The organism is Nocardia sp. NPDC050413, from assembly GCF_040655475.1.
GTDB lineage: Bacteria > Actinomycetota > Actinomycetes > Mycobacteriales > Mycobacteriaceae > Nocardia > Nocardia coubleae.
Genome location: NZ_JBFAJZ010000005.1, coordinates 167,452 through 184,581, shown reverse-complemented (window position 1 = coordinate 184,581; position 17,130 = coordinate 167,452). Strand labels below are relative to the sequence as shown.

Below are 17,130 nucleotides of genomic sequence, written 5' to 3'. Positions count from 1 at the left end.
ACGGTAAAACTCAGATATCCCGAATTCCCAGCGTTTCCCCGATGACGATTGCGCACGGTTGAACTGATGATGACTGGCACGATGGCACGGTGACCACCGCGACGACTCCGAAAGGCGAACGACGTCGCCAGGCTCTGGTGGCGGCGGCGGCTGAACTGTTGCTCGAAGGCGGCTTCGACGCCGTGCGACATCGTTCGGTGGCCTCGAGAGCCGATCTTCCCCTCGCGTCCACCACCTACTACTTCGCCTCACTGGAAGATCTGATCGCCAGCGCCGTCGAGTTCAGCGGCGCCCGTGAGCTCGACGCGATGCGCCGCCGCGTCGGCGATGTGAGCCACCGCCGCCGCGGCACCGAGGCGACCGTCGACCTGGTGCTCGACCTGCTGGTCGGCCCAGACGACAGCGATCTCGACGCCCGTGGCCAACTGATCGCCCGCTACGAGCGGTCGGTCGCCTCCGCGCGGCACCCCGAGCTGCGCGAGGTCCAGCTGCGACTACGCACCCAGCTCGAAGACCTGCTCGCCGACGTGCTGCGCCGCTCCGACCGGGTGGTGCGCCCCGAGCAGTTACGCAGACTCGTCGCCGTCGTCGACGGTGCCGTCGTCGCCGCGCTGATCGAGGGACACCCCGAGCCGCGCCGCCCCGCCCGAGCCGGATTGCTCGAGATGATCGACATCGTGGCCCCGCCCGTGGTGCCCAACATGATGCCCCAGCAGGGCGAACGGGTCAGGCAACTAGACTGAGTGCTCGTGAGCCTCGTCCCGAATGTCCTCGCCACCCGATACGCCAGCCCGGAGCTCGTCGCGCTCTGGTCGCCCGAGAACAAGATCGTGCTCGAGCGCAAGCTGTGGCTCGAGGTGCTGCGCGCCCAGTCGCAGCTCGGGATCGACGTTCCCGCAGGGGTGGTCGAGGACTACGAGCGGGTCATCGATCACGTGGACTTGGCCTCGATCGCCGAGCGCGAGCGGGTCACCCGCCACGATGTGAAGGCCCGCATCGAGGAGTTCAACGCGCTGGCCGGGCACGAGCACGTGCACAAGGGCATGACCAGCCGCGACCTCACCGAGAACGTGGAGCAGCTGCAGATCCGGCTCTCGCTCGAGCACGTCTACGACCACGGTGTCGCCATCGCCGCGCGACTCGGTGAGCGGGCCGCCGAGTATCAGGCGCTGGTGATGGCCGGCCGCTCGCACAATGTCGCCGCGCAGGCCACCACCCTCGGCAAGCGTTTCGCCTCCGCCGCCGACGAGGTGCTCGTCGCGCTCACCCGGCTGCGCGAACTGATCGACCGCTACCCGCTGCGCGGCATCAAGGGCCCGATGGGCACCGCCCAGGACATGCTCGACCTGCTCGACGGTGACGCGGGCAAGCTCGCCGCCCTCGAGCAGCAGGTGGCCACCCACCTCGGTTTCAAGAACGTCTTCACCAGCGTGGGCCAGGTGTACCCGCGCTCGCTCGACCACGACGTGCTCTCGGCGCTGGTGCAGCTGGGTGCCGGGCCGTCGTCGTTCGCGCACACGATCCGTCTGATGGCGGGTCACGAGCTGGTCACCGAAGGGTTCCAGCCGGGTCAGGTCGGTTCGTCGGCCATGCCGCACAAGATGAACACCCGGTCCTGCGAGCGGGTGAACGGTCTGCAGGTGGTGCTGCGCGGTTACGGCTCGATGGCCGCGGAGCTGGCCGGCGCGCAGTGGAACGAGGGCGACGTGTTCTGCTCGGTGGTGCGTCGCGTCGCGCTGCCCGATGCCTTCTTCGCCATCGACGGGCAGATGGAGACGTTCCTGACCGTGCTCGCCGAGTTCGGCGCCTACCCGGCGGTGGTCTCCCGCGAGCTCGACCGGTACCTGCCGTTCCTGGCGACCACCCGGATCCTGATGGCGGCGGTGCGGGCCGGTGTCGGCCGTGAGACCGCGCACGAGGTCATCAAGGAGCATGCGGTCGCCGTCGCCCTGGCCATGCGTGAGCAGGGTCGCGAACCCGATCTGCTCGACCGGCTCGCCGCCGACGACCGGATGCCGCTCGACCGCGCCGCCCTCGACGCCGCGCTGGCTGACAAGTCCGCGTTCATCGGTGCGGCCACCGACCAGGTGTCCGAAGTGATCGCCCAGGTGCAGAAGCTGGTCGAGGCCAACCCGGAGGCCGCGCGGTACACGCCCTCGCCGATTCTGTAGAGCCGTGCGCGTGAGCCCGCCACTGCCCGCCCTGCGGCGGCGGTGGCGGGCTCTCGTGCGTTTTCGATACCGTGCGCGGATGAATCCGTACACGATCTTCTCCGACATCGTCGCCGGTCGGGCGCCCGCTTCCAAGGTGTACGAGGACGGTGATGTGCTGGCGTTCATGGATATTCGTCCTGTGACGCCGGGTCATGTGCTCGTGGTGCCCAAGGTGGCCGCGCCGAGTCTCGCCGAACTCGATCCGGTGTTGGGCGGCAAGCTGTTTCAGGTGGGGCAGCGGATCGCGGCGGCTCTCCGTGACAGCGAGGTGGCCGCCGACGGCGTGAATTTCTTTCTCGCCGACGGGGTTACGGCCGGTCAAGAGGTATTCCACGTGCACCTGCACGTCATTCCGAGAACGCCCGGCGACGGCTTCGGATTGCGCGCACGACCGACCTCGCCCGCGCGCGCCGATCTGGATTATCTCGCCGGCTCGATCCGGGGCGCTCTTACCCGCTGACCTGCGATTTCGGACGAAGCGGGCAATACATACCCAAAAGTTTGCCGAAGAAACGCCCAAATCGCCGAATGCTTCCTCGACGTTCATCTGTGGGTTACTTTGGACTGTCATTGGCATGCGGTTATGGAGGGTAGATCGTGCGTCGTTCAGGTGTTGCTGCTTCAGTGCTGGCATTCGCCATCGCGTTCATCGGTCCGGGCGTTCTGCAGCCCGCACCCGCCGCGGCCGCGGACATCGTCGGGGAGCGTGCGCTCACCCCGAACCGCACCGCGATCACCGTCACCTCGCCCGCGATGGGGCGCAATATCGAGCTGCAGGTTCTGCACCCGGCGGGTGGCGGAGCGCGCGGTACGTACTACCTGCTCGACGGCCTCGATCCGGGCATCGGCCAGAGCACCTGGACCAATGCCACCGACGCCGAGGCGTTTTTCCGTGGCAAGCACGTGAACGTGGTGCTGCCGATGGGCGGGCAGGCCAGCTATTACACCGACTGGATCGCCGACGACCCGCGTTTCGGCCGGTACAAGTGGGAAACGTTCCTCACCCGTGAACTGCCGGGCCTGATCGACGCCCGCTTCGACGGCAACGGCGTGAACGCCATCGGCGGCCTGTCGATGGGCGGCAACGCGGCCTACATCCTGGCCGCCCGCAACCCCGGCCTCTACCGGGCCGTCGCCGGTTACAGCGCGTGCCCCGACATGGGCATGGCGGCGGGCGCGATGATGTTCTCCATCACCAACCGCGGTGGTAACCCGCTCAATATGTGGGGTGCGCCGGGTAGCCCCGAATGGGCGGCGCACGACCCGGCCCAGCTGCTCGACAATTTGCGCGGCAAGGCGCTGTACATGTCGACCGGCACCGGCATCCCCGGCCACCACGAGGCCCAGCTCAAGCCTCAGCTGCCGGAGAACATCGTTCTCGGCGGTCCCATCGAGGTCGGCGTCAACGGTTGCATGGCCTCCTTCGGCCAGCGCCTGGCCGCTGCGGGCATCGGGGCCGACATCGACTACCACCCCGTCGGCACCCACTCGTGGGGCTACTGGCAGGACGCCCTGCACCACTCCTGGCCCACCATCGGGCCGGCTCTCGGGGCCTAGCGGGTCGAGCGGCGGCGCAGCAATGCGCCGCCCGCCACCGCCAGGATCGAAAGCGCCACGGCGACAAGGACGTAACCGGCGGGGAAGCCGAGGATTTCGACGTACTCCTTCTTGACTATGCGGTCGCGCACGGTGGCGTCGGTGTCGGCCGGGGCGAAAGTGAAGTCGGTGGTGATGGCGGCGGGGCGGGGGATGGAAACCGACAGTTCGGTCAGATAGGTCTTGCCCGCGGCGAGCGCGATCAGATCGGGATCGGTGAGAGCATCCACGGGAGACGCGAATTCGGTCGTGGTGAATTGGGATTCGGTGTCGGCGTCGGTGCGGGTGAGGCGGTGGTCGCCGAAGACGTAGAGGTGCACCGATTGGGGAGTGGTCGCCGCCGCCGACATGCGCATCGGATAGACGAGGCGATCGGAATCGAAGGTGAGGCGCACCGGGTCGAGGGCGCCGTCGAGGGGTTCGGGGCTGGTGAGCCGCATGGCGACGAACGACCAGCCTTCGCGCAGGTACGGCTCGAGGGTGGCGCTCACTTCGGGCCGCAGCTGATAGCCGTTGGTGGACAACCACTCCCGCACGCCGGTGAGGTCGCCACCGCGTAGCGTTGTCGCCTCGAGTGGGCCCAGTTGCACCTGGCCGAGCACTTCCGGCCCGGAACCCGGTGCACCAGCGGAGGATTCATACCCGTCGCTGTCGAACCAGTAGCGGTCGACGACCACCTCCGGCGCGGTTATCCGCGACAACTCGGCGAACGACGCTGCACTACCGGCCGACACCATGGCAGGCGTGGGGGTCGGCACGATGAGCGCCGCGTCGGCGCCGGTGAACCGCATCCCCAACCGCATCAGAATGGTTTCGCGTCGACCGTCCCAGCCGAGCACGGCGGTCTCACTGTCCACCCGCGCCGAGCCGTCGCCGCTCACCACCCCGCCGCACGCACACGCCACCGCGGGCGCGACGACAACCGAACCGGAAGCCAGCAGCAGCGCACCGGCGACAACAAGCGAACGAACCGTCCCGCGAATCCCCATGCGAGCAGGTTACGGATTCCGCCCCGAGCCGCCATCCGCAGAAATACTCACCCCGATGAGCGGGGCGGATCCGGGTGACGGCCGAGTTGGCGGGCCGGGGTCGAGGGCGGCGACTACGGTGGACCCATGGCTGGCGAGAATCAGACGGTGGTGTCGGCGCCGATCGCGAAGAAGGTGCCCGTCGAACGGGTGCACCACGGCGACACGTTCGTCGACGAGTACGAGTGGCTGCGGGACAAGGAAGATCCCGAGGTCATCGCGTACCTGGAGGAGGAGAACGCCTACACCGCGGCGCGCACCGATCAGCTGCAGCCCCTGCGGGACAAGATCTTCGACGAGATCAAGGCGCGGACCCAGGAAACGGACCTGTCGGTGCCGACCCGGCTGGGGGAGTACTGGTACTACTCGCGCAGCTTCGAGGGCAAGCAGTACGGCGTGCACTGCCGCTGTCCGATCGACGCCCAAGCCGAGGGCATCGACGCCTGGACGCCGCCGCAACTCGAGGTGGACACCTCCATCGAGGGTGAGCAGGTGCTGCTCGACAGCAATGTGCTCGCCGAGGGGCTCGACTTCTTCGCCCTCGGCGCGTTCTCGCTGAGCCACGACGGCAACCTGCTCGCCTACTCCGTCGACAGCACCGGCGACGAGCGCTACACCCTGCGCATCAAGGACCTGCGCACCGGCGAACTGCTGCCCGACGAGGTCGTCGGCGCCGCACCGGGGGCCACCTGGTCGCTGGACGGGACGCACATCTTCTATCAGACCGTCGACGAATCCTGGCGCCCCGACACCGTGTGGCGGCACCGCGTCGGCACCGCGTCCACCGACGACGTGAAGGTCTTCCACGAGCCGGACGAGCGCTACTGGGTGAGCGTCGGCGCCACCCGCTCCGAGAAGTACCTGATGATCTGGCTCGGTTCCAAGATCACCACCGAGGGCTGGGTGCTGGAGTCGGACAACCCCGAGGGCGAGTTCCGGGTGCTGCTGCCCCGGCGCGAGGGCGTGGAGTACTCGGCCGAGCACGCGGTGATCGCGGGTGAGGACCGTTTCCTGATCCTGCACAACGACGTGGTCGACGGCGTGAAGGCGGAGAACTTCGTCCTCGCGCAAGCACCTGCCACCGACCCGTCGGACATGACGATCCTGATCGGGCACCGCGAGGACGTGCGGCTCGAGGACATCGACGCCTTCGCCGACCACCTGGTGCTCGGCTACCGTCGCGGCGCCCTGCCCCGCCTCGCGGTGTGGCCGCTCACCCCGGCGGGCTACGGCGAGCTGACCGAACTCGAGTTCGGGCTCGAATTGTTCTCCGCCGGTATGGGATCCAGCCCGGAGTGGGAACAGCCGACGCTGCGGGTCGGCGTCACCTCGTTCATCACCCCGATGCAGGTGTTCGACTACGTGCCCGCCACCGGGGAACTGCTGCTGCGCAAGGAGCAGCCGGTACTCGGCGGCTACAACGCCGAAGACTATGAGCAACACCGTGATTGGGCAGTGGCCTCCGACGGCACCCGCATCCCGATCTCGCTGATCCAGCGGCGCGATCTGCCGCCGGGCCCCAAGCCGATGCTGCTCTACGGGTACGGCTCCTACGAGGCGAGCATCGATCCGTCGTTCTCGGTGTCGCGGCTGTCGCTGCTCGATCGCGGCATGGTGTTCGCGGTGGCGCACGTGCGCGGCGGCGGCGAGATGGGCCGACTCTGGTACGAGCACGGCAAGACCCTGTCGAAGATGAACACCTTCACCGACTTCGTCTCCGTCGCAAGCCATCTCGTCGACGCGGGCACCACCGCACCCGACCGGCTCGTCGCCGACGGCGGCAGCGCGGGCGGTCTGCTGATGGGCGCGGTGGCCAACCTGGCGCCGGAGCTGTTCGCGGGCATCCTGGCCAATGTCCCGTTTGTCGACCCGCTCACCTCGATCCTCGACCCGTCGCTGCCGCTGACGGTGATCGAGTGGGACGAGTGGGGTAACCCGTTGGCCGACAAGGACGTCTACGAGTACATGAAGTCGTACTCGCCGTACGAGAACGTCGAGGCCAAGGACTATCCGCCGATCCTGGCGATAACCAGCCTCAACGACACCCGCGTGCTGTACGTGGAACCGGCCAAGTGGGTCGCCAAGCTGCGCGCCACCAAGACCGGTGACAGCGAAGTGCTGCTGAAAACGGAGATGAGCGCAGGCCACGGCGGGGTGAGCGGCCGCTACGAGAAGTGGAAGGAAGTCGCGTTCGAGTACGCCTGGGTGCTGGACACGGTGGGCCTGGCCGACAAATAGACGCTCGCTACTGTTCATCGCGCAACCACGCGGCCGTCACCTCCGGCTGCCATCGTTGACTCATGAACGGCGAGCTGATCGTTTCGGTGTCGGGAATCCGGGATACCACGCGCGATGCCGCGATCGAGTTCGCGGAGCTGATGGATCAGCGCGGGGTGCGGCTGTCGCTGCTGGTCGCGCCCCGGCTGAAGGGCAAATACCGGCTGGTCGACGACCCGGCGACGCAATCGTGGTTGCGTGGGCGGCGGCTGGCCGGTGACGCCATCGTGCTGCACGGCTACGACCAGGCCGCCACCAAGTCGCGGCGGGCCGAATTCGCCACGCTGCCCCGGCACGAGGCGACGCTGCGGCTCAAAGCGGCCGACCGGGTGATGGAGCAGGTGCAGTTGCGCACCCGGCTGTTCGCGGCTCCGCGCTGGGACGCCTCCGCCGGTGCGCTCGCCGCCCTCCCCGACGTGGGTTTCCGCCTCGCCCTCGGCCTCACCACCATGCTCGACCTGGAGAACAATGTGGCGCAGCGTTCCCGGGTGTACGGCATCGGCGAGGGGTTCCGGGCCGAACCCTGGTGGTGTCGGGCGCTGGTGATGGGCGCGGCCCGCACGGCCCGGCGCGGCGGCGTCCTTCGCCTGGCGATCTCGGGGGCGCAGTTGCAGCGCTCCGGCCCGCGTCAGGCCGTGCTCGACGCGGTCGACCTCGCCCTCTACCACGGTGCCCGCAGCACCGTTTACCGCTGGGAGCCGGTCCCGGCTAGCAAGGCCGCCTGACCGGCCCCGCCGCGCGCGAATCGGCGATCACCCGCGCGCGGCGGCGGCCTATCGGCTGCCCCTGCCTTCGCTGTCCGAATATTCGCGCTGTAATCGTGCCCGTTTCGAAGCCGCCGGTCGGCTGCCGCACGGTTACGATCCTCGAGCGTTATTCGAGGGTTTCCGCTAGTTGTGTGAACACAGCAGGAGGCAGCGCTGATGACGGGCACCGCGACGAAAGCCGCGACCACGACGAAATACCTGTCCTGGGTGACATTGGCGCTGATGACCACGAGTTCGGTGGCCAGTCTGCGTTCCGCACCGACAATGGCCGTCTACGGACTCGCCTGTGTTTTCCTCTACATCGTTCCCGCGGTTCTCTTTCTCATGCCGACCTCGTTGGTGGCGGCGGAATTGGCCTCGGGCTGGGACGGCGGTGTCTACAAATGGGTGGGCGACGGCCTGAGTAAACCGCTGGGTTTCCTCGCGGTGTGGTGCCAGTTCGCCATGACGATCTTCTACTATCCGAGCCTGCTGGCTTATGTGGCGAGTACTTTCGCCTACATCATTCACCCCTCGCTCGCGTCGAACGGCCCGTACGTGGCGATCGTGATCATCACCGTCTACTGGGCGGGGGTGTATGTGTCCTCGCGCGGCACCAAGACGGTCGCCGGGTTGTCCAGTATGGGGCTGATCATCGGCACGCTGATTCCCGGGACGCTGCTCGTCGTCCTCGGGCTGGTATTCCTCAGCCAGGGCAATCCTTCGGCGGCACCGATGGACTCGGCGCATCTGCTGCCTGCCTGGACCGGCCTGGCGAGCCTGGTCCTGATCGTGAACAACTTCCTGTCCTACGCGGGGATGGAGATGAACGCGGTCCACGTGTCGTCGCTGCGCAACCCGGGCAAGGAATTCCCCAAGGCGATGGCATTGGCGGCAGGGTTGGTGCTGGTCATCTTCATCCTGCCCGCCCTGGCGATCAGCTGGGTGGTGCCCTCGGCCAGCCTGAGTCTGACGGCCGGTGTGATGCAGGCGTTCGACGGATTCTTCAGCCATTTTCACATCGGATTCCTCACCCCGATCGTCGGCATCGCCCTGGTGGCCGCCGCGCTGGGCGGGATGCTCACCTGGCTGGCCGGACCGTCCAAGGGGTTGCTGCTGATCGGGCGGAGCGAGGGTTATCTGCCGCCGGTTCTCACCCGGCTCAACAAGCACGGTGTGCAGCAGAACATGCTGGTCGCCCAAGGAGTGTTCACCACGGCCATCGCCTTGCTCTACGCATTGATTCCCAACGTGTCGAGCGCGTATTGGATTCTGTCGGTGATCACCACGCAGGTGTATCTCATCATGTATGTGCTGATGTTCGCCGCGGCCGCGAAATTGCGCCGCGACGACCCGGATCATCCCCGTGGTTACCGGGCGCCCGCGTTGTACGCGCTGTGTCTGCTCGGATCGGTGTCCTCGGTGGCGGCGTTCGCCATCGGTTTCGTGCCGCCCTCGCAATTCGGTAGCGGTAATCCGCTGATGTATTTCGCGATCGTCGGCGGTGGGATGGGCATCGTCGGGTTGCTCATTCCCTATCTGTTCTATCGGAATCGCCGGGAAAGCTGGAAGATCGCCGTTCCGCAGGAGGCCGAGTGATGAGTACCGCAGATGCCCCCGATCGCACCAGAATCTGGATATACCTCACGGCCGCCGTGCTGCTCGTCGTCTTCGCCTTGATCGGGTTGCTCACCTTCGACGAGATCCACCGGAACAACGAAGCGACCGCGAAAGCCCAACAGCTGCACAGCAATTTGCTCGCGGCGGGCCTGCCCGCGCCCGAGCCGGATGTCATCGCCTCGGCGCTCGGTGACGACGGGGGCTCGGTGTGCCAGGACCCGGACGCGGCCCACATCAAGGCGAAATACCAAGCCGCACTGAGCAATGGCGCGTCCGGGCCCGGCCAGCGCCCGGTGATCGGCTCGAAGGAGGCCGCCGAGGCGGTCGGCCAGGCGATCGCCGTCTATTGCCCGCAGCACCTGGCCGACTACCGTGCACATCTCGACACCCTGCATCTCGACGACACGACGAAGTGAGGCCACCGATGACGAAGGCTCCCGATGTCGACGCGCTGCGCGCCAAGGTTTCCGGACTCATGGGCGAGGCGAAAAACGACCTCGCACAGCTGGTTTCGTTCCGGTCCGTGGCCGACCCGCGCCAGTTCCCGGCCGAAGGCTGCACGCGGGCCGCGCAGTGGGTGGCCGACGCTTTCGCCGAGCTCGGGCTGACGGTCGGCCTGCACGAGACACCCGACGGCAGCAATGCCGTCATCGGGCACCGGCCGGGTCCGCCCGGCAGCCCGACGGTGCTGCTGTACTGCCACTACGACGTGCAACCACCACTCGACGACGAGGCATGGGAAACCCCGGTCTGGACGCTCACGGAGAAGGACGGCCGCTGGTACGGGCGCGGCGCCGCCGACTGCAAGGGCAATATCGTCACCCATCTCACGGCCCTGCGTGCGATCGGTCCCGACTTCCCGGTGGGTATCAAGCTGGTGTCGGAGGGCTCGGAGGAACAGGGCACCGGCGGGCTGGAGAAATTCGTCGTCGCGAATCCCGAGCTGCTCACCGCCGACGCCATCCTGGTCGCCGACTGCGGCAATTTCGCCGTCGGCCTGCCGACCTTCACCCAGACCCTGCGCGGGCAGGTGAATGTCGTCGTCACCGTGACGACCCTCGCCGGGCCGATGCATTCGGGCATGTTCGGTGGGCCGGCACCCGACGCGCTGGCGGCGATGATCCAGCTGCTGTCGTCCCTGCGCGACGAGCACGGCAACACCACCGTCGACGGCCTCACCGCCGACCAGCAGTGGACCGGGGTGCAATACCCGCCCAAGGACTTCCGGGCCGACGCGGGCGTTCTCGACGGCGTGGACCTGATCGGCGGCGGCACCGTCGCCGACATGCTGTGGGCCCGTCCGGCGCTGACCGTGCTCGGCATGGACGTGCCCGCGGTGGTCGGCTCGTCGGCGGCGATCCAGCCGAGCACGCGGGCGCGGCTCAACCTGCGCATCCCGCCCGGCACCGACCCGCAACACGCCTACGAACTGCTGGAAAAGCACCTGCGGGCGCACACGCCGTGGAACGCGCGACTCGACATCGAACTGGAGGGGCTCGGCGAACCGTTCGTCGCCGCCGAACACGGCCCCGCCCGCGACGCGATGTCCGAGGCGATGGCGACCGCGTACGGCCGACCGGCCACGACGGAAGGCCAGGGCGGTTCCATCCCCCTGTGCAATGTCTTCGCCGACACCTACCCGAAAGCCGAGATCATGCTGATCGGGGTCGAGGAACCCAAATGCCTCATCCACGCGCCCAACGAGAGCGTCGATCCGAGCGAGATCGAGCACATGGCGCTGGCCGAAGCGTTGTTCCTGAGCACCTACGGGCGCTAGAACTGGTCCTGATCCTCGGGGTCGATCACCCGGAACTCGGTACCGGCCGGCGCCATCTCGGCGAGTCGGCCGAAGTAGATGCCGTGCGCGGAGCGATCGATGATGCCGAAATGGATCGGCAGGGCGGTGCGTGGGTTGACCGCGCGCAGGTAGTCGACGGTGTCCCAGATCCGCATCCACGGGGCGACGGCCGGGATGGCGAGTACACCGACCGGCACCGGCGGCACCCACAGCGAGTCACCCGGATGCACCAGCTGGGCGGGGTCGGCGGCGGTGCCGAGCTGGAAGACGGTGTTGTCGATCACCGGGATCTCGGGGTGGATCACCGCGTGGCGGCCGCCGCCACCGGTGATCTGTAAGTCGCCGATGTCGAGGACCTGACCGGCCGATACCGGCTCCCAGCCCTCGCTGCGCTGCTGGGCGGTCTGCGGGTCGGACAGCAACCGCGCGCCCGGATTGGCGTCGATCAGGTCGGCGATCCGGTTCGGGTCGATGTGGTCGGGGTGCTGGTGGGTCACCGCGATCGCGTCCAGACCGGTGATGCCCTCGAAACCGTGCGCGAACGTGCCGGGATCGAACAGCACTTTCGCGCCGTGCAGTTCCACGAGGATGCAGGAATGGCCGAAGTGGGCGATGCGCATGACCCGATGCTAAGCGCCACAGACCCCGGAGGGCTGGCACGACGGCCGGGTCAACTAGGATTTCTGAGGTAACCCCCACACCACATGAGGAGCATTGCGTGGCACGAGTCGTGGTCGAGGTCATGCCGAAGGCCGAGATTCTGGACCCCCAGGGGCAGGCCGTGGTCGGCGCGCTCCCACGTCTGGGATTCGCCGGCATCTCGGATGTACGGCAGGGCAAGCGATTCGAGCTCGAGGTGGACGACAGCGTCTCCGACGCCCAGCTCGAACAGATCGCCGAGGCGCTGCTGGCCAATACGGTGATCGAGGACTGGAAGGTCGTCCGGGTCTCATGAGCGCACGCATCGGGGTCATCACGTTCCCGGGCACGCTCGACGATGTCGACGCGGCCCGCGCGGTGCGTCTGGCGGGCGCCGACGCGGTGAGCCTGTGGCACGCCGATGCCGACATCAAGGATGTCGACGCGGTGATCGTGCCCGGTGGCTTCTCCTACGGCGACTACCTGCGCTGCGGCGCCATCGCCCGGTTCGCGCCGGTGATGGGCGAAGTGATCCGGGCCGCGGGCCAGGGCCTGCCGGTGCTCGGCATCTGCAACGGTTTCCAGGTGCTGTGCGAGGCCGGGCTGCTGCCCGGTGCGCTCACCCGCAACGAGGGCCTGCACTTCATCTGCCGGGACGAATGGCTCACGGTCGAGGCGACGAACACCGCCTGGACCTCGCGTTACGAGCCGGGCGCGCAGATCCTCATCCCGCTCAAGTCGGGTGAGGGCCGTTTCCAGGCGTCGACGAAGGTGCTCGACGAGCTGGAGGGTGAGGGCCGCGTGGTGTTCCGCTACTCCGGTGAGAACCCGAACGGTTCGCAGCGCGGAATCGCAGGCATCTCCTCGGCCAACGGCCGGGTCGTCGGTCTGATGCCGCACCCCGAGCACGCCACCGAGGCACTCACCGGGCCGAGCGACGACGGTCTCGGGATGTTCTTCTCCGTGATCGACAGCTTCGTCAACGCCTGAATCAGTCCAACCGGTCGATGATTGCGAAATCGACCCCGTCGGCCCGCGCCAGGTGCGTGGGGCCGACGGCCTGATTGCCGAGGAAACCGCGCCGGGTGGCCGGGCCGTCGACGGCGAGACCCTCGGCCAGCCGGGCCTGCACGGTCGGCACGTCGAGCGTGCCGACGGTGTCGGCCACACTGCGCAGCAGGTGCACCGCCTCATAGGTGGAATTGCCGAACGTCGTGAGCACCGGGGCGAACTTGCCCTGGTGGCGGCGGTAGCGAGCGCGGCGGCCGTCGTTGTCGTCGAGGAAGAAGCTCGAGGCGACATACAGGTTCTTGTTGGCGCCGGGGCCCGCGCTGAGCAGCACGTTCTCGTCCACCGCGGGGCTGAGTCGCGGCAGGAAATCCGACAGCCCCACCGCGGTGAACTGCCTGTTGAAACGGGCGGTGTCGGCGCCGACCATCAGGATCAGGACCGCATCGGCGAACAGCAGGGCGGGTTCGTCCAGGAAGTTCGCGAAATCCGTGGTGCCCATCGGCACATAGCGTTCCAGCACGATATCGGCGGGCGAGGGCAGCGTGCGACGCAGCGCGTGCGCGGTCTGGCGCGGCCAGACGTAGTCGTTGCCGATCACCGCCCAGCGGCGCACTCCCAGCTCCCGGCCCATCCACGCGGCGGCGGGCACGGTCTGGTGATCGGGATGTTCGCCGACCATCAGCACGCCCGCGCGTTCGTCGGGCAGGCCCTCGTGATCGGTGGCGTACAGATACGGCACCCGGCTGTCGACGGCGGTGGCGACCGCACGGCGCACGGCCGAGGTGTGCCAGCCGGTGATCGCGCCGACCATTCCGGTGGCGAGCAGCGCCTCGACTTCGGTGGCGACCACGCTCGGTGGGCGGCCGCCGTCGATGGTCGTGAGCCGGATCTCCCGGCCGAGAATCCCTGTGCCGCTGTTGATTTCGTCTACTGCCAGCGATATCGCCGCTGTACAGGACGGTGCGATGATGCCACCCGGGCCCTGGGTGGGCACGATCGAGAGAATCTCGATCGTCTCATCCCGGCTCTCGTCGAAGGTGGGCATTCTGTACTCTATCGCCTAGCTCGAGCAGCATTGTTCGAATGAATTTCTCGGCAGGTGGGAATGCGATCGGTGTCCATCATAAGTGGCTGTTCCACACTGCACGGCGCGCTGCGCTCGGCAGAGCGAAATTGGGTGCGCCGATTAGACGCGGCGCTGTCGGCCGACAACCTCACCGACGACCACTGGGCGATTCTCACCCAGCTGTCCACCGAGCACGGCGTGACCATGTCGGAGCTGGCTTCGCAGGCCCGCCTTGCCCCGTCCTCGGCCACCCGGCACGCCGACAATCTCGCCGAGCGCGGCCTGATCTTCCGCGTCGCGGCGACCGATGACCGGCGGCGGATTCTCATCGGGCTGAGCAGCCTCGGCGCCAAGCTCGTGGCCAAGATCCGGCGGGAAGAACAGCTGGCCGAAGAGGAGTTGAAGGCGCGGCTGGGAGCCCGACGCTACAACGACCTCGTGGCCGCCCTCGCCGTCATCGCCGACCAGTAGCGGGTGCCGGTCCCGGCGTTCGGCCGCCGGAGCCGACGGTATTGCCCCTAGGATCGGCCCTATGCCGGTATCTCTGACTGCGGCCACGGCCAGTGGGTTGTGTGCGTTCATCGATGCTTCGCCGTCGCCGTTCCATGTGTGCGCAACGGTTGCGGCGGAATTGGATGCCAATGGCTTCACGCCGTTGACCGAGGCGCGGTCCTGGGACGACGCGGGTGGGAAACACTATGTGGTGCGTGGCGGTTCGCTGATCGCCTGGGCCGATTACGACGCGGCGCCCGCCGACCCGTTTCGCGTGGTCGGGGCGCATACCGACAGCCCCAATCTGCGGGTGAAGCAGCATCCGGATCTGGCCGGGTCCGGCTGGCAGCTGGTCGGGCTCGAGCCCTACGGTGGGGCCTGGCTGAATTCGTGGCTCGACCGGGAACTGGGGATCTCGGGGCGGCTCAGTGTGCGCGACGGTGCGCGGATGCGCGACGTGCTGGTGCGCGTCGACGAACCGATTCTGCGGGTGCCGCAGCTGGCGATCCACCTGTCCGAGGACCGGCGCGGGGTGACGCTCGATCCGCAACGCCACGTGAACGCCATCTGGGGCATCGGTGATTCGCCCGCCTCGTTCCTGGATTTCGTGGCCGAGCGCGCCGGGGTGGACGGTGATTCGGTACTCGGCTGGGAACTGATGACCCACGATCTGGCGCCGAGCACCATCGTCGGCCGCCATCACGACCTGGTGAGCGCGCCGCGCCTGGACAATCAGGGCACCTGCTACGCCGGACTGCAGGCGTTCCTCGCCGCCGCCGACGACCCCGGCGCGGCCACGGCGGTGCTGGTGATGTTCGACCACGAGGAAGTGGGCAGTCAGTCCGATCGCGGCGCCCAATCGGATCTGCTGCCCGCCGTGCTCGAGCGGATCGTGCTCGCCCGTGGCGGTGGACGCGCGGATTACCTTGCCGCGCTCGCCGGTTCGGTGGTCGCCTCCGGTGACATGGCACATGCCACGCACCCGAACTATCCCGACCGGCACGAACCCGCGCACCGGATCGAGGTCGGCGGCGGGCCGGTGCTCAAGGTCAACCAGAACCTGCGCTACGCCACCGACGCCGCCGGTGCCGGGGCGTTCGCGCTGGCGTGCGCACAGGCCGAGGTGCCGTTGCAGCGGTATGTGCACCGCGCCGATCTGCCGTGCGGATCGACCATCGGCCCGATGACCGCGGCCCGCACCGGAATATCCACCGTCGACGTGGGCGCACCGCAGCTGGCCATGCATTCCTGCCGCGAGCTGATGGGCGCCGCCGACATCCCCGCCTACGCCTCGGCGCTGGCCGCCTTCCTCACGCCGACGCCACTGGACTGAGGCCGGTAGGTGATCACCGCGTACACCAGGACCGCGAAAGTGGCCCACACGTAGGTACTTCCGATGATCTGCTGCCACCACGCCCAGTCCAGCTCGTGATCGCTGTTGTGCGGCAGCAACCATTGCGGGCCGATGATGAACACCACCGTGAACACGGCGACCAGCGTCGTGAACGCGCGCGAACGCCTGCGCACCGCCAGGTCGACGGCGACGACGAGCGCCGGCGCCACCCACACCCAGTGATGCGACCACGACACCGGCGAGACGAGCAGGATCGCGGCGGCGTTCACCAGCAGGGCCGCGACGTCGCGGCCCGCCTCGATGAGCCGGTACATCCATACCGCCGCCAGCGTGATCGTCAACGCCGACAGCAGGATCCAGAGCGCGGTGGCCGCCGAGGAGTCGATGCCGAGCCGGTACAGGGTGCCCTTGATCGACTGGTTCCCGGCGAAATACGGTGTGCCGATGCGGCCGGTGTCGGTGACGGTGTGGAACCAGTACTGGACCGAGTCGCTCGGGAAGAGCAGGAAGCCGACGCCGATGGCACCGGCGGCCGAAAACACCAGCGTCGCCGCGGCTTTCCAATCGCGGCGCAGCAGGAAATACAGCAGGTAGCCGGCCGGGATCAGCTTGATCGACACGGCGATGCCGATCAGCATTCCGCGGGGCCAGAACGGTTTGCGCACCAGGATGTCGACGGTGACCGCGGCCATCAGGATCAGATTGATCTGCCCGAAATTGACCGTCTGGCGCACCGGTTCCAGGAACTGTGCCAAGCCGAGACCGGCGATCACTACCGCCAGCACTGTGATCCGGTCGAACTCGGGCCGCACCCGGATCAGTACGAGCCACAGCGCGATCGCCAGGCTCAGCAACGAGGTGGTGAGCACGAGCACCTCGGCCGCGACCAGCGGCAGCAGGGCGAGCGGGACGAAGAACAACGCGGCCAGCGGGGGATAGGTGAACGGCAGCCCGAGCCCGCGCACCGGCGGCATCGGCCCGTACAGGTCGCCGCCGTCGAGCCAGACGCGGGCACCGGTGCGGTAGACCTGCAGGTCGATGAAGCCGGTCCACCAGTTCGCGACGAAGGCGATCACGCCGGAGACCACGAACAACGCGATCGCGGCGACCAGCAGCCCGCGTTGCCGACCCGGCAGCGAGTTCTGTTCCCGATCCCTCGCGCCCGACGCGATGCGCGCGGAAAACGGCGGCTCTACCTGCTCGGCAACCCCCGGACTTTCGTTCACGGCGCCAGCGTAACGGGTGCTCACCGGGTCGAACCGCAAGTGTGACCAGACCGAATCCGCGCAC

Annotated in this window: 17 protein-coding genes; 13 read left to right on the top strand and 4 right to left on the bottom strand. The window is 67.9% G+C overall.

Annotation, left to right across the window (positions count from 1 at the left end; all coding sequences use genetic code 11):
- Positions 1 to 89 precede the first annotated feature (89 nt).
- From AB0I19_RS15350 to AB0I19_RS15335, 4 genes are all read left to right on the top strand, one after another.
- Entirely contained in the window at positions 90 to 743 is a 654-nt protein-coding gene (locus AB0I19_RS15350) for a TetR family transcriptional regulator (RefSeq protein WP_067492301.1), read from the top strand.
- A gap of 6 nt (positions 744 to 749) precedes the next feature.
- Positions 750 to 2,171: an adenylosuccinate lyase gene (gene purB, locus AB0I19_RS15345; RefSeq protein ID WP_181698723.1), complete on the top strand. Its 1,422-nt coding sequence runs from the start codon at positions 750 to 752 to the stop codon at positions 2,169 to 2,171.
- A gap of 79 nt (positions 2,172 to 2,250) precedes the next feature.
- Positions 2,251 to 2,673 carry an HIT domain-containing protein gene (locus AB0I19_RS15340; protein WP_357148948.1) on the top strand — a complete coding sequence of 141 codons (423 nt, stop codon included), beginning with the start codon at positions 2,251 to 2,253 and terminating at the stop codon, positions 2,671 to 2,673.
- Positions 2,674 to 2,837: 164 nt separating this feature from the next.
- On the top strand, positions 2,838 to 3,770 hold the full coding sequence (locus tag AB0I19_RS15335) for an alpha/beta hydrolase family protein (RefSeq protein WP_225281303.1): 933 nt from the start codon (positions 2,838 to 2,840) through the stop codon (positions 3,768 to 3,770).
- On the opposite strand, the gene AB0I19_RS15330 is transcribed toward AB0I19_RS15335, so the two are convergent.
- Positions 3,767 to 4,798, bottom strand: a complete 1,032-nt coding sequence (locus tag AB0I19_RS15330; protein WP_357148945.1) for a DUF2330 domain-containing protein — start codon at positions 4,796 to 4,798, stop codon at positions 3,767 to 3,769. The two genes, AB0I19_RS15335 and AB0I19_RS15330, sit on opposite strands and share 4 nt — an antisense overlap.
- A 126-nt stretch (positions 4,799 to 4,924) precedes the next feature.
- Between AB0I19_RS15330 and AB0I19_RS15325 the strand changes: the two genes are divergently transcribed.
- From AB0I19_RS15325 to AB0I19_RS15305, 5 genes are all read left to right on the top strand, one after another.
- Positions 4,925 to 7,075: a S9 family peptidase gene (locus tag AB0I19_RS15325; protein ID WP_357148942.1), complete on the top strand. Its 2,151-nt coding sequence runs from the start codon at positions 4,925 to 4,927 to the stop codon at positions 7,073 to 7,075.
- 62 nt (positions 7,076 to 7,137) lie between these two features.
- Complete coding sequence (locus AB0I19_RS15320; RefSeq protein ID WP_067640755.1) at positions 7,138 to 7,839, top strand: DUF2334 domain-containing protein; 702 nt, start codon at positions 7,138 to 7,140, stop codon at positions 7,837 to 7,839.
- A 198-nt stretch (positions 7,840 to 8,037) separates the two neighbouring features.
- On the top strand, positions 8,038 to 9,459 hold the full coding sequence (locus AB0I19_RS15315) for an APC family permease (protein WP_067640757.1): 1,422 nt from the start codon (positions 8,038 to 8,040) through the stop codon (positions 9,457 to 9,459).
- Complete coding sequence (locus tag AB0I19_RS15310; RefSeq protein ID WP_067640759.1) at positions 9,459 to 9,896, top strand: hypothetical protein; 438 nt, start codon at positions 9,459 to 9,461, stop codon at positions 9,894 to 9,896. The genes AB0I19_RS15315 and AB0I19_RS15310 overlap by 1 nt, the downstream gene beginning before the upstream one ends.
- Before the next feature lie 8 nt (positions 9,897 to 9,904).
- On the top strand, positions 9,905 to 11,257 hold the full coding sequence (locus AB0I19_RS15305; RefSeq protein ID WP_357148938.1) for a dipeptidase: 1,353 nt from the start codon (positions 9,905 to 9,907) through the stop codon (positions 11,255 to 11,257).
- Here the strand turns inward: AB0I19_RS15305 and AB0I19_RS15300 are convergent.
- On the bottom strand, positions 11,254 to 11,898 hold the full coding sequence (locus tag AB0I19_RS15300; RefSeq protein WP_067492318.1) for an MBL fold metallo-hydrolase: 645 nt from the start codon (positions 11,896 to 11,898) through the stop codon (positions 11,254 to 11,256). The two genes, AB0I19_RS15305 and AB0I19_RS15300, sit on opposite strands and share 4 nt — an antisense overlap.
- Before the next feature lie 98 nt (positions 11,899 to 11,996).
- Here AB0I19_RS15300 and purS point away from each other — a divergent pair, with 98 nt between their 5' ends.
- Both purS and purQ read left to right on the top strand, forming a co-directional pair.
- Positions 11,997 to 12,233 (top strand): phosphoribosylformylglycinamidine synthase subunit PurS, encoded by a 237-nt coding sequence (gene purS, locus AB0I19_RS15295; protein ID WP_056818769.1) that lies wholly within the window; start codon positions 11,997 to 11,999, stop codon positions 12,231 to 12,233.
- Positions 12,230 to 12,907: a phosphoribosylformylglycinamidine synthase subunit PurQ gene (gene purQ, locus AB0I19_RS15290; protein ID WP_357148935.1), complete on the top strand. Its 678-nt coding sequence runs from the start codon at positions 12,230 to 12,232 to the stop codon at positions 12,905 to 12,907. The genes purS and purQ overlap by 4 nt, the downstream gene beginning before the upstream one ends.
- Before the next feature lies 1 nt (position 12,908).
- On the opposite strand, the gene AB0I19_RS15285 is transcribed toward purQ, so the two are convergent.
- Positions 12,909 to 13,973 (bottom strand): substrate-binding domain-containing protein, encoded by a 1,065-nt coding sequence (locus AB0I19_RS15285; protein ID WP_357148932.1) that lies wholly within the window; start codon positions 13,971 to 13,973, stop codon positions 12,909 to 12,911.
- 60 nt (positions 13,974 to 14,033) lie between these two features.
- On the opposite strand from AB0I19_RS15285, the gene AB0I19_RS15280 reads away from it, so the two are divergent.
- Both AB0I19_RS15280 and AB0I19_RS15275 read left to right on the top strand, forming a co-directional pair.
- Complete coding sequence (locus AB0I19_RS15280) at positions 14,034 to 14,465, top strand: MarR family transcriptional regulator (protein ID WP_181698713.1); 432 nt, start codon at positions 14,034 to 14,036, stop codon at positions 14,463 to 14,465.
- A 61-nt stretch (positions 14,466 to 14,526) separates the two neighbouring features.
- Entirely contained in the window at positions 14,527 to 15,819 is a 1,293-nt protein-coding gene (locus tag AB0I19_RS15275; RefSeq protein WP_067640768.1) for a M18 family aminopeptidase, read from the top strand.
- On the opposite strand, the gene AB0I19_RS15270 is transcribed toward AB0I19_RS15275, so the two are convergent.
- Positions 15,771 to 17,066, bottom strand: a complete 1,296-nt coding sequence (locus tag AB0I19_RS15270; protein WP_357148928.1) for a glycosyltransferase 87 family protein — start codon at positions 17,064 to 17,066, stop codon at positions 15,771 to 15,773. The genes AB0I19_RS15275 and AB0I19_RS15270 overlap by 49 nt on opposite strands.
- Positions 17,067 to 17,130: the final 64 nt, after the last annotated feature.

Excerpts from the sequence above, each read along its gene's own strand:
- AB0I19_RS15340 (WP_357148948.1), top strand. The coding sequence starts at position 2,251 with ATGAATCCGTACACGATCTTCTCCGACATCGTCGCCGGTCGGGCGCCC.
- AB0I19_RS15330 (WP_357148945.1), bottom strand. The coding sequence starts at position 4,798 with ATGGGGATTCGCGGGACGGTTCGTTCGCTTGTTGTCGCCGGTGCGCTG.
- AB0I19_RS15325 (WP_357148942.1), top strand. The coding sequence starts at position 4,925 with ATGGCTGGCGAGAATCAGACGGTGGTGTCGGCGCCGATCGCGAAGAAG.
- AB0I19_RS15320 (WP_067640755.1), top strand. The coding sequence starts at position 7,138 with ATGAACGGCGAGCTGATCGTTTCGGTGTCGGGAATCCGGGATACCACG.
- AB0I19_RS15315 (WP_067640757.1), top strand. The coding sequence starts at position 8,038 with ATGACGGGCACCGCGACGAAAGCCGCGACCACGACGAAATACCTGTCC.
- AB0I19_RS15310 (WP_067640759.1), top strand. The coding sequence starts at position 9,459 with ATGAGTACCGCAGATGCCCCCGATCGCACCAGAATCTGGATATACCTC.
- AB0I19_RS15305 (WP_357148938.1), top strand. The coding sequence starts at position 9,905 with ATGACGAAGGCTCCCGATGTCGACGCGCTGCGCGCCAAGGTTTCCGGA.
- AB0I19_RS15300 (WP_067492318.1), bottom strand. The coding sequence starts at position 11,898 with ATGCGCATCGCCCACTTCGGCCATTCCTGCATCCTCGTGGAACTGCAC.
- purQ (WP_357148935.1), top strand. The coding sequence starts at position 12,230 with ATGAGCGCACGCATCGGGGTCATCACGTTCCCGGGCACGCTCGACGAT.
- AB0I19_RS15285 (WP_357148932.1), bottom strand. The coding sequence starts at position 13,973 with ATGCCCACCTTCGACGAGAGCCGGGATGAGACGATCGAGATTCTCTCG.
- AB0I19_RS15280 (WP_181698713.1), top strand. The coding sequence starts at position 14,034 with ATGCGATCGGTGTCCATCATAAGTGGCTGTTCCACACTGCACGGCGCG.
- AB0I19_RS15275 (WP_067640768.1), top strand. The coding sequence starts at position 14,527 with ATGCCGGTATCTCTGACTGCGGCCACGGCCAGTGGGTTGTGTGCGTTC.